This is a genomic window from uncultured Spongiibacter sp., from assembly GCF_964011655.1.
Classification (GTDB): Bacteria; Pseudomonadota; Gammaproteobacteria; order Pseudomonadales; family Spongiibacteraceae; genus Spongiibacter; species Spongiibacter marinus.
Genome location: NZ_CAXGPO010000009.1, coordinates 19827 through 32204, shown reverse-complemented (window position 1 = coordinate 32204; position 12378 = coordinate 19827). Strand labels below are relative to the sequence as shown.

Sequence of the window (12378 nt, the reverse complement as noted above, 5' to 3'; positions counted from 1 at the left end):
CTACCACTCGCCGGTATTGGGCATGGACTGCCAGGGCTCTGCCGGAGGCAGCGCCTCACCTGCTTGCAGAAGCTCAATGGAAATATTGTCTGGCGATCGCACGAAGGCCATATGGCCATCGCGAGGAGGTCGGTTAATGACGACCCCGCCGTCTTGCAGCTTTTTACACAAGGCATAAATATCGTCTACCTGGTACGCCAAGTGGCCGAAATTACGTCCTCCATCATACTTCTCTGGGTCCCAATTATAGGTCAGCTCCAGCGTGGGGCATTTGTCCCTTTCTGCTTGTTCTTTATCTGCGCTTGCACTCAGGTAAACCAGCGTGAAGCGCCCTTGCTCGCTGTCATAGCGCGCCACTTCTGTCAGGCCCAGTAGGTTGCAGTAGAAATGCATTGACGCCTCAAGGTCGGCGACCCGCACCATGGTATGTAGATACTTCATAAATTCTGGCTTCTAGTTGGTGGTCTATGGATGGCAATGGCTGTGCTGCGTTATCTTACCGCTAGGGGCAGAGCCGAGTGAACACAGTACCAACAAAATATCAGGCGGAGTAAGTGTGGCTAAAAGCAATTTACTTATTGTGTATCACAGTCAGTCGGGTAGAAATTTACGACTCGCCTACGCGGCAGCGCGTTGTGCTGAGGCAGCCGGCGCTAGCGTGCGCCTGCTTCGCGCGAGCGAGGCGGGTAGTCGAGATGTCATATGGGCTGAAGCGCTGTTGTTGGTCTTCCCTGAAAATTTTGGTCAGCTTCCTGGCGCATTGAAGGATTTTTTGGATCGAAGTTTTTACCCCGCCTGCGCGCGCGAACTGATTCTTCCCTACGCGGCGTACTTGTGCACCGGCAATGATGGCGAAGGTGCAGTGCGAGCGCTTCAGCGCATTGCTAAAGGCATGGTATTGAAGCCGGTCACCGAGGCGATTATCTGTAAAGGGCCACCGCAAGCTGAAGACTTTGCGGCGCTAGAAGAGCTTGCGGAAGCGATGGTAGCCGGACTGGAGATGGGTATTTATTAAAAAACTACTACTATTCACGCTAACGAATAGGTAAATCCCACATTAGACAGCTATATTCGACTATATAGACTTCATCGGGACATGATCGTGCGCGACAAAAAGTGCGTAAGGTTATGTTTAAAACAATAAGTAGCTCCTAGGAGAGTCTGTTCATGAAGATAATGCGTGTGTGCTCCATTGGTTTGGCTTCGGCGGCAATGACAGCAGGGTTAAGTCCACTGTCGTCAGCGATTGCCGCCCCAGCTCTTGAAGAGGTCTTGGTAACCGCAACCCTGCGAACCGAGAGTCTGCAAGACGTGCCGGTATCGGTGAACGCGGTCAGTGGTGAAAAAATGCAGGAAGCCGGTATCGACAAAATCGAAGACCTGCAGGCTTATGTACCCAACCTGTCAATGTCGGAGACAGGCATTGGCACAAACATCTATATTCGGGGGATCGGGTCTGGGATCAACCCCGGCTTTGAACAGTCCGTCGGTATGTATTTTGATGGCGTTTCATATAGCCGAGCCCAGTTAACGCGGGCACCCTTTCTAGATTTGGCCCGTGTTGAGGTATTGCGTGGTCCGCAAAATATTCTCTACGGAAAGAACAGTATCGCTGGCGCACTGAGCCTGATTTCTGCGCGACCAGGAGACGAGCAGGAAGGCTCGCTATCGGTGTTGTACGAGCCGGATCACGAAGAACAAATTGTCGACTTTATTTTGTCGGGCCCACTTACCGACACCTTGGGCGCGCGCATCGCGATGCGCAAACGCTCGATGGACGGCTACATTGAAAATCTCACCCTGAACCGCGATGAGCCAGCTCGTGATGAGAGTACTTTCCGCGCAATTTTGGACTGGGAGGCGAGTGCAGACCTGACGGCGATGTTGAAATTCGAGTTGGGTAAATTCAATGTTGACGGTCGCCAAATTGAAATTGTGAACGACCAGCCCTCAACGAATCCGGCCTTTGGTGGCGCGAGCTACAGTCAAATTCTTGTAGCGCAGTTTGGTGCGGATCCCTCGGTGCTGAATACCGGATTGGATTACAAGCGCTCCTCGAATGGGGATTACAGCAATAACCGGACGCGTAATTTTACCTTGAACGTTGACTATGCGCTGGGTGAAGGCACGCTGACTTTCATTACCGCGGCATTGGAGTACGAGTTTGATGAGCTCTGTGACTGTGACTTCACTGGCGCCAATGTGTTTAGCGTTCCGTTCAGCGAGGACTATGAGCAGTACAGCCAAGAAATTCGCTGGGCCTCACCGGTAGGGGAAACCTTTGAGCATATTGGTGGCCTGTACTATCAGACCAGCAAGCTCGATTTCTATGACAGCATTGTGATTGATAGTGCGATTATCCCCACTGCAGTAGCATTGAGAACAGGCTCGCAAGCGGCGGGTAACTCCATTGCCAATACCACAACACCACGCTACTTCAGCTCAGACGCTGAGCTGTGGTCAGTGTTCTGGCAGACCACCTGGAATGTTACAGATCGCTTACGCGCCAACTTCGGCCTGCGTTATTCTGAAGAGGAAAAAGACGGCTCGCGTAGCCTGACAGTTGCTGACCTGCAGGGCAACGAACGGCCACTGGGTACGGTGGACGGTGTTCTAGCGGGGGTTTTCAAAATTGAACGGCATGACTTGGAAGACACTCAAGACACTGACCAGCTCGCCCCGTCGATCAATGTTCAGTTTGATGCGACCGATGAGGTAATGGTGTACGCAACGGCGAGCCGCGGCTACAAGTCCGGCGGCTTTGATGCACGCTCAAACGCATCGCCAAGCGCTGCTCCCAACGCTGCGGGCAGCGTCATCATTGGCTCCTTTGAATACGACGAAGAGGAAGCAACCAGCTTAGAAATCGGCGCCAAGAGCAGTTTTTGGGACGGGCGTGCTGAGCTGAACGTTGCCGTGTTCATGACTGAGTACGACGATCTCCAGGTGAGTATCTTCGATGGTACCCTCGGCTTTAATGTCGGCAATGCTGGTAAGGCTGAAACTCAGGGTATTGAATTCGATGGCCGTATTGCGCTTACCGATGAACTGGTGATGAGTGCAGCGATCGCCTTCCTTGATTTTGAATTCACTGAGTTCGAAAACGGTCAGTGTTTCCAAGGGCAAACTCCAGACTCTGTCGTGAATGGGGTCGCCTTCTGTGACTACAAGGGCAAGACTAACCAATACGTTGCCGATTACTCAGGTAACTTGGCATTCAACTACACGCATAGCTTTGGCGATGCCATGGAGTTTCGTGCGGCCACTGACTTTGTCTTTACCGATGACTACAACTCCTCGCAAAACCTCGATCCTAGCCAGGAGCAAGACGGCTACGTGAAAGTGAATATGCGCTTGGCGATCGCCGATGTGAAGGACGGTTGGGAATTGGCGCTTGTCGGTAAAAACCTGACTGACGAAGAGGTGGTGTCGTATTCCAACGACACGCCGTTGGCGAACAGTAGCTTCGGCAGCGTTAACCACTATGCGTTTATTGAAAGACCACGCAGCGTAGCAGTTCAAGCGAGCTGGCGCTGGTAAGCACAAGCTGGCTTACACTTAGGCGCCGCATTATAGCGGCGCCTTTGCTTTTAACCTTGAGCTATATGCTCTACAACGATAAGCTTTCGTGACATTGCGTAGACACCTTATTTCGTATATGTTGTCGGCGATCACATTACCTTGCGCGCAGCAATGCGACGCGGGAATCCTGGAGGGGACATTACTGGAGCATTCGCGCCAGTGGGGTCAGTCATAATAAAACAAGGCATCTGGAGGTCATATGACCTTGAATAAATCATTAGCACGATTTCGGCGCTCGGCGCTGGCAGCGGCGGTTTCTGTAGCAGCAACACCGCTGTTTGCAGCACCCGCTTTGGAAGAAGTTATTGTTACTGCAACACTGCGGGCAGAAAGCTTGCAGGATGTTCCGGTATCCGTGAACGCTGTGAGCGGCGACAAAATGGCTGAGGCGGGTATCGCCAAAGTTGAAGACCTGCAAGCATACGTACCCAACCTGACAATGTCAGAGACGGGTATCGGCACAAACATCTATATTCGCGGTATCGGCTCGGGTATCAACCCGGGTTTTGAACAGTCCGTGGGTATGTATTTTGACGGTGTCAGCTACGGTCGTGCGCAGCTGACGCGCGCACCTTTTCTTGACCTGGCCCGCGTCGAAGTTTTGCGTGGCCCGCAAAATATCCTGTTTGGTAAAAACAGTATTGCTGGTGCGCTAAGCTTGATTTCAGCGCGTCCCGGACAAGAGTTTGAAGGCTCTGTGTCGGCGACATACGAGCCCGACTTCAACGAGCAAATTATCGATTTGGTATTGTCTGGTCCGTTAACGGATACCGTGGGTGCGCGTCTTGCGATCCGTAAGCGCGATATCGACGGTCACATGGAAAACCTGACCTTGAATCGCGACGAGCCAACGCGCGACGAGGGGACCATTCGGGCAATCTTTGAATGGGATGCGACGGAAAACTTGGTTGCAGCCTTGAAATTGGAAGTAGGTAAGTTTGATGTTGATGGCCGCCAGATCGAAATCATCAATGATCAGCCGTCAACCTCAAGCACAGGCTCGTTCAACGGCCGCACCTACGCCGAGATTCTTGACTTCACTGAAGTTGCAGCCGGCCCCATTGTATTGGCCTCTGTTGATGCGGACTCTTCTGTACTGAACAACAAACAGGACTTTAAGCGTTCGTCGAACGGTGACTACAGCTACAACGACACGCAGAACATCACGCTGAACGTTGATTATTATCGCGAAGGCCACCAGTTTACTTTTATCACTGGATTGCTGGGGTACGATACCGAAGAGCTGTGTGACTGTGACTTCACTGGCGCGCCAGTATTCAGTGTGGGCGCTGAAGAAAACTACGACCAGTTCAGCCAGGAATTTCGTTGGGTATCGCCTGTCGGTGAAACCTTTGAATTTATCGCCGGTGGTTTCTATCAAAAGAGTGAGCTTGAGTTCTTTGATAGCATCCGTGTAGACAGTGATATCCTGCCCGGGTTGTTGAATGCTGCGGATATTCAAGAAGCGGGTGCTCGCGGTGAACGCCCACCGGGTGATATTGAAGGCGGCCCTCTGGATAATGTGGCTTTGGGCCTTTTCGCTGGAACCCCCCTTGAAGCACTTTTGCAGCCCGCAGCTGACGCCGGTTTGCTTAACGCGCTGGATTTGGGTGGTTTCGGTGATGCAGGGGATGCAATTCGCGACTTGGGCACCCCCCGTTACTTCACTACGGAGACAGAGCTGTTCTCGGCTTTCCTGCAAACAACGTGGAACGTTACAGACTTGTTCCGAGCAACCATAGGGCTGCGGTATTCGCATGAGACTAAAGATGGTAGCCGTAAGTTAGACTTCGTTAACCGTGCGACGGGTGAGCGCCCAGATGAGGGTGAGATCGACACCGTTGTGGCGAAGAACTTCTCCGCTGAGCGTCACGACTTGAGTGGCTCACGTACCGAGGAAAATATCTCGCCGTCGTTGAACCTGCAGTACGATGTGAACGATGACGCGATGCTCTACGGTACATTGTCGCGTGGTTACAAATCAGGTGGTTACGATGCGCGCTCCAATGCGTCTCCGGCAACCAATCAGATTCGTCCGCTACAGAACTTAGATAACGGCGATCCAGTGGTTATTGTTGGTAGCTTTGAGTATGAAGAAGAGCAGGCGACGAGCTTGGAAATCGGTGCGAAAACAACGCTGCTGGATGGCGCTGCTGAGTTGAACATCGCGGCGTTTTACACTGAGTACGACGACCTTCAGGTAAGTATCTTTGATGGTACGCTCGGCTTCAATGTGGGTAATGCCGGTGCTGCGACGACTATGGGTATCGAGCTTGATGGCCGTATCGCATTAACTGAAAACCTGATGATGACCGGTGCTCTGGCCTTCCTTGACTTTGAATTTACCGACTATGAAAACGGTCAGTGCTATCAAGGACAGACGCCAGATACGGTGACTGCTGAAGGGATTGCTTATTGTGATTACAAAGGTAAGACCAACCAGTACGTAGCTGATTACTCTGGTAACTTGACCTTTGTATACACCACGATGCTGACCAGTGATATCGAATTCCGCGGTGGTGCGGACTTCGTCTTCACTGGTGACTACAACTCGTCGCAAAACCTCGATCCAAGCCAGGAGCAGGATGCCTACGTGAAGACTAACCTGCGTCTGGGTTTGTCAGATGTATCTGCTGGATGGGAAGTAGCGTTACTGGCTAAGAACTTAACCGATGAAACGGTAATTTCTTACTCCAACGACACGCCGCTGGCGAACAGCATCTTCGGTAGCACGGGCCACTACGGTTTCGTTGAGCCGCCACGTAGCTTTGCTATTCAGGGTACTTACCGCTGGTATTGATCCGTCGGTAGTACGCTATAAACGCCGCTTTATGCGGCGTTTTTTTTGCCTTTTTTAAATGGCTGGTTTCATAATGTTGGGGATGTTTAGGGTTGTATAAATCTGGGGATGGCATTTGAAAAATACCGATCAACTGGTTTTGGCTGCTGCGGCTAGCGCCGTTGACGAGGGGCAGGGCGGCTGGCTATGTACGATAGCAGCGACATTTGGCGCGTCGCCCAGGCCGCTCGGGGCGATGGCGTTTCTGGCCGCTGACGGCGCGTTAACAGGTTCGCTGTCCGGTGGGTGTATAGAGGATGATCTCCTGGAGAAGCTGGCATCCGGGCAACTCGCCGCCACTCACTGTGAGTTGCTGGAATATGGTGTCAGCCCAGAGGAGAACGAGCGCTTTGGGCTGCCTTGTGGCGGCCGCATGAAAATTTTCATCGAGCCGCTTACCGCCAGCCACTTAGCAGATATTCGCCGCCTTTTGCTCGCCTTGGATGAGCGCAGGGCGATGCGTAGGCAGGTTGATTTGCAAAGCGGGGATTGGTCTCTGCAAGGCTTGGAACACTGCCAGGCGTTGAGCCTTAGCGAGACGACCTTGCAGCAGGATTTTGGCCCCCGCTTTCAGCTATTACTGGTTGGGGCTAACGAGCTGGCTCGCTGCATTGCGGAGCTTGCCTTGGCGATGGATTATCGCGTGCTCGTGTGTGACCCGCGCGATGACCGGCGACAGCGCTGGTCCTTGCCTGCGGTTACGGTGTTGCCAGGCATGCCCGATGACGTGGTGGCAGAACATGCCGCAGATGCGCATAGCATCGTCATTACCCTAACCCACGACCCGCGTATCGACGATATGGCCTTGATGCAGGCCTTGTGCGAAAACTGCTACTACGTCGGCGCCTTGGGTTCATTGCGAACGTCTGAAAAGCGCCGCCAACGCCTGCTTCAGCTCGACTTAAGTGCCGAGCAAATTGATCGCCTTCACGCTCCGGTGGGTTTGCCCATTGGCAGTAAGTCGGCGATGGAAATCGCTGTGGCGGTCATGGCAGAGTTAACCCAGTTGCGCAGTGGTAAACGGGCTGTGTAATGGCGGTGTTGCCGTTATTGTTGTTGGCCGCTGGCCGCAGTCGTCGCTTTGGCGAACAGGACAAGCGATTCACGCCGCTTCCCAAAGGTGGTGAGATGCTGCCTGCCTTAATCCGGCGGGCTGGCAAGGCGGGAGCGCAGGCTTTCGCCGTGTTGAGTGAGTCCGACCGCCACAATAACGTTGCGGCAAAGCTCGATGCGCCGTGTTTCTATGCACGCCGAGCGGAAGAAGGCATGGGCTTCTCCTTGGCCGAGGGTATGCGCGCGTTGTTGCAGCACTTCGACTGCACCGAAGAGCAGTTGCGCTCTCACGCGTTGCCGCCGAGCTTGCCTGAGGCGGTATTAATCATGCCGGCAGATTTGCCGCTGCTGCGAATTACCACGATTTCTCAGCTGATTAACGCTGCCTCTGCGGACGATATTGTCGTGCCACGCTGTCAAGGGCGGGTCGGTCACCCGGTGGCCTTTGGTAGAAAATATTGGCCGGCGCTATGTGCGGTAATGGGCGAGCAGGGCGGGAAGGGAGTAATCCAAGATCCAGCGTCGACGCGTCGGTTTATCGACGTCAGTGACCCGGGTATTTACAGCGACGTGGATACGCCAGAGCAATTGCTGGCCTTGGCTCCTCACTTCACGCCGCCGTGATCAATATTTGGTAAAAGGTCTATGAAGGCGCGCGATGCATTCGACAGACTGCGGTTGCGGTGGTGTACGCAGCCCAGGGTGCGACTCAGTTGCATGTTCTTCAGTTCCAGGGCGGTAACACTGTCGTCCAGAAGGGTTTGCGGCAGGATGCTCCAACCTAAACCGATGCTCACCATGACCTTGATGGTCTCAAGGTAGTTGGTGGACATACCAATATTCATTTCCAGCCCGGCCTCATCGAAAAGACGTTTGATAATTTGCCCAGTATAGGTGTTCAGTCCGGGTGGCAGGGCGGTGTGTTGGCTTAACATCTTGGCGGTTACCACGCCGGCGTTACTCAGTGGGTGGTCGTTCGCGACCGCCACGGTGAGCTGGTCTTGCCACACCGGCAGGAAGCTTAAATGTTCCTCCTGGCTTGGCGATAGGGTGATCACTGCCAAATCCATCTCGCCGTGGAGGATGCGGTGGTGGGCCTGCTCTGAATCCATAAAGTCGATATCCAGCTGGACATCTGGGTATCGTTGGCTGAATTCCCGCAATACCGGAGGCAGGCGGTGTAGCCCAATGTGGTGGCTGATGCCCATCGACAGGCGGCCCGATACGCTGCCGCGAAGGTCGTCGATGCGTCGACGGGCTTCGCGGATGTCTTGAAGAATGCGCTGCGCTTCCGGCAGCAGTGCGCGACCGGCTTCGGTAAGGTGAATATGCCGGCCAATGCGGTCAAATAGCTTGGTATTGAGCTGCTTTTCCAGTGTGGCAATACGCTTGCTGATTGCGGGTTGGGTGAGGTGGAGCTGCTCCGCCGCGCCTGAGAATGAGCTGCATTCGGCAACACATAGAAACGCTTGTAGTGATTGTGTGTCCATGGAAGCAAGTTTATTCATTCCTTTTTGGAATTGAAATAATAAAAAATATGAATTTGTTTTATTTTATGTGGCTGCGTAAAATTGCCTGCAATGAGAGGAGACTGGGGGATCATTCATGGCTTCACAAACGCTTTACGACAAATTATGGGCCGCGCATCTGGTAAAAGAGCGCGATGACGGTACGGCCTTGATCTATATTGATCGCCAGCTTGTCCACGAGGTGACATCGCCGCAAGCATTTGAAGGCCTTAGGCTTGCCGGGCGTCAGCCCTGGCGCGTGAGTGCGAATATCGCAACACCGGATCACAATGTGCCCACGGTCCTCGCTGAGCGCAGTGCGGGTGTGAGCGGTATCCAAGATGAAATATCGCGTATCCAGGTTCAAACACTTGATGATAACTGCGATGAGTTCGGGATCACTGAGTTCTCGATCAACGATGAGCGGCAGGGGATTGTTCATGTTGTCGGTCCAGAGCAGGGGGCAACGCTGCCGGGTATGACAGTGGTCTGCGGTGACTCGCATACCGCAACCCACGGCGCGCTGGGCGCGCTGGCCCACGGTATTGGCACCTCTGAGGTCGAGCATGTATTGGCGACCCAGTGCCTGATCCAGAAGAAGAGCAAAAACATGTTGGTGCGCATCGATGGCAAGCTCGGCGCCGGTGTTACCGCCAAAGATGTCGTCCTTGCCGTAATTGGAAAAATCGGCACCGCTGGCGGCACAGGATATGCCATTGAATTTGGTGGACAAGTGATCCGCGACATGTCGATGGAAGGCCGCATGACCATTTGTAATATGGCCATAGAGGCCGGTGCGCGTGTGGGTATGGTTGCCGTGGACGAAACGACCATCGACTATGTAAAAGGTCGGCCGTTTGCCCCCAATGAGCAAGAGTGGGAGCAGGCGGTAAGTTACTGGCAAACACTGCACAGTGACCCCGATGCTCATTTTGATGCGGTGGTTGAGCTTGACGGCAGCAGTATCGAGCCACAAGTGACCTGGGGTACCAGCCCGGAGATGGTGGCGGCAGTCGGTGCGGTAGTCCCCGCTCCCAATGACTTTAGCGACCCTGTCCAGCGCAGTGCTTGTGAGCGTGCGCTGACTTATATGGGGCTTAGCGCGGGGCAAGCCATTACCGATATCACCCTCGATCGGGTGTTTATTGGTTCCTGCACCAACTCTCGTATTGAAGATCTTCGCGAGGCCGCTGCGGTAGTGAAAGGCAAAAAAGTGGCCGAGAGTTTGAAAGAAGCGCTGGTTGTTCCCGGTTCAGGCCTGGTCAAAAAACAAGCCGAAGCAGAGGGGCTGGATAAAATCTTCACTGAGGCGGGGCTGCAGTGGCGTGAGCCAGGTTGCTCTATGTGTTTGGCAATGAACGCCGATAAGCTCGGAGCGGGTGAGCATTGTGCCTCAACGTCTAACCGAAATTTTGAGGGGCGTCAGGGCTTTGGTGGTCGAACGCATTTGGTGAGTCCGGCGATGGCGGCAGCAGCGGCTATTGCAGGGCATTTCGTCGACGTGCGCGAGTGGATATAAGGAGCAAACAATGAAAGCGTTTACCCAATTAGACGGACTCGCGGCGCCAATGGATCGCGCGAATGTCGACACGGATATGATCATTCCCAAGCAGTTCCTGAAGTCGATTAAGCGCAGTGGCTTTGGGCCAAATTTGTTCGACGAGCTGCGTTACCTGGACGAAGGGCGCCCGGGCGAAGACTGCAGCCAGCGCCCAATCAACCCGGATTTTCCGCTCAATCACGCCCGTTACCAGGGCGCTTCAGTGTTGTTAGCGAGGGAAAATTTTGGTTGCGGTTCAAGCCGCGAGCACGCTCCCTGGGCATTGGAGGATTACGGCTTTCGTTGCGTTATTGCGCCGAGTTTTGCCGATATCTTTTTTAACAACTGCTTTAAAAATGGCATCTTGCCGATAGTGCTGCCAGCGGATGTTGTCGATAATTTGTTCAATGAGATGTACAGCTCAGAGGGCTATCGCTTATTGGTTGACCTGCCCGCGCAGACGATTACCACGCCAGCAGGTGACGTCATAACCTTCGACGTTGATGCCTTTCGCAAGCATTGCCTGATCAATGGTCTGGATGATATCGGCTTAACCCTGCAGGATGCCGATGCTATCCGCGACTTTGAAAAAAACTGGCAGCAAAAATCGCCTTGGTTGTTCCGCGAGCATCGCGCGTAAACATACTGACAAACTACATACGGGAATAGAAACGTGTCTGAAAAAACTGCTCGCAAAGTATTGATGTTGGCCGGCGATGGTATCGGTCCGGAAATTATGGCCGAGGCCCGCAAGGTCTTGGAAGCGATCAATCACTCTCACCAACTTAATTTGTCGCTAGACGATGCGCTGCTTGGCGGCGCCGCTATCGACGCGGTGGGCACGGCACTGCCGGATGAAACCTTCGAGAAATGCCAGGCAGCTGACGCTATTTTGCTGGGGGCTGTAGGCGGACCTAAGTGGGATCAGTTGCCCCCCGCAGAGCGCCCAGAAAAGGGTGGCCTGCTGGAGATTCGCAAGCGCTTGGATTTGTTTGGCAATTTGCGTCCCGCCATTCTTTATCCGCAGTTAGCCGATGCGTCTTCGCTGAAGCCAGAGCTGGTTGCCGGCTTGGATATACTGATTGTACGTGAGTTGACGGGCGGTATTTACTTCGGTCAGCCACGCGGCATTCGCGAGCTCGACAATGGTGAGCGCGAAGGTTACAACACCTACGTTTACAACGAATCGCAAATCCGCCGGATCGCCAAGGTGGCCTTTGAGTTGGCGCAAAAACGCGGTGGGCGTCTGTGCAGTGTTGACAAGGCCAACGTGCTGGAAGTGACCATGCTGTGGCGCGAAGTCGTCGACGAGATGGCGAAAGACTATCCGGATGTCGAACTCAGCCATATGTACGTGGATAACGCCGCCATGCAGTTGGTGCGCGCACCGAAGCAATTTGACGTTGTCGTTACCGGCAATATGTTTGGCGATATTCTCTCTGACGCCGCAGCGATGTTGACCGGATCAATTGGCATGCTGCCTTCGGCGTCACTAGATGTGAATGGCCGCGGCATGTATGAGCCCTGTCACGGCAGCGCGCCCGATATTGCCGGGCAGGGTATTGCGAATCCGCTGGCGACCATTCTGTCGGTGGCAATGATGTTGCGCTACTCCCTGTCTGAGCCCGATGCTGCGCAGTGCATTGAAGACGCGGTAAGCCGTGTATTGGATAAGGGGCTTCGTACCGCGGATATCTACTCTGAGGGTTGCCAGAAGGTGGGTACCGCGCAGATGGGCGATGCCGTTTTGGCTGCTTTATCGGAAGTGTAAACACTCGTCGTTGGCCGCCTGCGGCGGCTAATGGGGCGCCGGCCTGTGAGTGGGTTGGTCGCCATGCAGGAAAGGAGGAATGAGT

General features: G+C 53.9%; 10 protein-coding genes. 8 read left to right on the top strand and 2 right to left on the bottom strand.

Going from position 1 to position 12378, the window contains the following annotated elements:
- A complete protein-coding gene (locus tag ABNS66_RS06410; RefSeq protein WP_204995775.1) occupies nt 1–441 on the bottom strand; it encodes a VOC family protein in 441 nt (146 codons plus the stop codon).
- Between the two features lie 115 nt (nt 442–556).
- Here ABNS66_RS06410 and ABNS66_RS06405 point away from each other — a divergent pair, with 115 nt between their 5' ends.
- The 5 genes from ABNS66_RS06405 (at nt 557) to ABNS66_RS06385 (ending at nt 8098) form a co-directional block, all read left to right on the top strand.
- Nucleotides 557–1015 (top strand): NAD(P)H-dependent oxidoreductase, encoded by a 459-nt coding sequence (locus ABNS66_RS06405; protein WP_239547685.1) that lies wholly within the window; start codon nt 557–559, stop codon nt 1013–1015.
- Nucleotides 1016–1167: 152 nt separating this feature from the next.
- Nucleotides 1168–3540 (top strand): TonB-dependent receptor, encoded by a 2373-nt coding sequence (locus ABNS66_RS06400; protein ID WP_286695731.1) that lies wholly within the window; start codon nt 1168–1170, stop codon nt 3538–3540.
- A gap of 241 nt (nt 3541–3781) precedes the next feature.
- Nucleotides 3782–6382: a TonB-dependent receptor gene (locus ABNS66_RS06395; protein ID WP_348655262.1), complete on the top strand. Its 2601-nt coding sequence runs from the start codon at nt 3782–3784 to the stop codon at nt 6380–6382.
- A gap of 115 nt (nt 6383–6497) precedes the next feature.
- On the top strand, nt 6498–7454 hold the full coding sequence (locus ABNS66_RS06390; RefSeq protein WP_348655261.1) for an XdhC family protein: 957 nt from the start codon (nt 6498–6500) through the stop codon (nt 7452–7454).
- Nucleotides 7454–8098, top strand: a complete 645-nt coding sequence (locus ABNS66_RS06385) for a nucleotidyltransferase family protein (protein ID WP_348655260.1) — start codon at nt 7454–7456, stop codon at nt 8096–8098. Before ABNS66_RS06390 ends, ABNS66_RS06385 begins: the two co-directional genes overlap by 1 nt.
- On the opposite strand, the gene ABNS66_RS06380 is transcribed toward ABNS66_RS06385, so the two are convergent.
- Entirely contained in the window at nt 8080–8964 is an 885-nt protein-coding gene (locus tag ABNS66_RS06380) for a LysR family transcriptional regulator (protein ID WP_348655284.1), read from the bottom strand. The genes ABNS66_RS06385 and ABNS66_RS06380 overlap by 19 nt on opposite strands.
- 115 nt (nt 8965–9079) lie before the next feature.
- Here ABNS66_RS06380 and leuC point away from each other — a divergent pair, with 115 nt between their 5' ends.
- The 3 genes from leuC to leuB all read left to right on the top strand — a co-directional run bounded on the left by leuC (nt 9080) and on the right by leuB (nt 12293).
- Entirely contained in the window at nt 9080–10501 is a 1422-nt protein-coding gene (leuC, locus tag ABNS66_RS06375; protein ID WP_348655259.1) for a 3-isopropylmalate dehydratase large subunit, read from the top strand.
- Nucleotides 10502–10511: 10 nt separating this feature from the next.
- Complete coding sequence (gene leuD / locus ABNS66_RS06370; RefSeq protein WP_204995769.1) at nt 10512–11162, top strand: 3-isopropylmalate dehydratase small subunit; 651 nt, start codon at nt 10512–10514, stop codon at nt 11160–11162.
- A gap of 63 nt (nt 11163–11225) precedes the next feature.
- On the top strand, nt 11226–12293 hold the full coding sequence (gene leuB / locus ABNS66_RS06365) for a 3-isopropylmalate dehydrogenase (protein WP_348655283.1): 1068 nt from the start codon (nt 11226–11228) through the stop codon (nt 12291–12293).
- Nucleotides 12294–12378: the final 85 nt, after the last annotated feature.

What these genes read in the sequence shown, in the direction of transcription:
- leuB (WP_348655283.1), top strand. Translation starts at nt 11,226, where the DNA reads ATGTTGGCCGGCGATGGTATCGGTCCGGAAATTATGGCCGAGGCCCGC.
- leuD (WP_204995769.1), top strand. Translation starts at nt 10,512, where the DNA reads ATGAAAGCGTTTACCCAATTAGACGGACTCGCGGCGCCAATGGATCGC.
- leuC (WP_348655259.1), top strand. Translation starts at nt 9,080, where the DNA reads ATGGCTTCACAAACGCTTTACGACAAATTATGGGCCGCGCATCTGGTA.
- ABNS66_RS06410 (WP_204995775.1), bottom strand. Translation starts at nt 441, where the DNA reads ATGAAGTATCTACATACCATGGTGCGGGTCGCCGACCTTGAGGCGTCA.
- ABNS66_RS06400 (WP_286695731.1), top strand. Translation starts at nt 1,168, where the DNA reads ATGAAGATAATGCGTGTGTGCTCCATTGGTTTGGCTTCGGCGGCAATG.
- ABNS66_RS06385 (WP_348655260.1), top strand. Translation starts at nt 7,454, where the DNA reads ATGGCGGTGTTGCCGTTATTGTTGTTGGCCGCTGGCCGCAGTCGTCGC.
- ABNS66_RS06395 (WP_348655262.1), top strand. Translation starts at nt 3,782, where the DNA reads ATGACCTTGAATAAATCATTAGCACGATTTCGGCGCTCGGCGCTGGCA.
- ABNS66_RS06380 (WP_348655284.1), bottom strand. Translation starts at nt 8,964, where the DNA reads ATGGACACACAATCACTACAAGCGTTTCTATGTGTTGCCGAATGCAGC.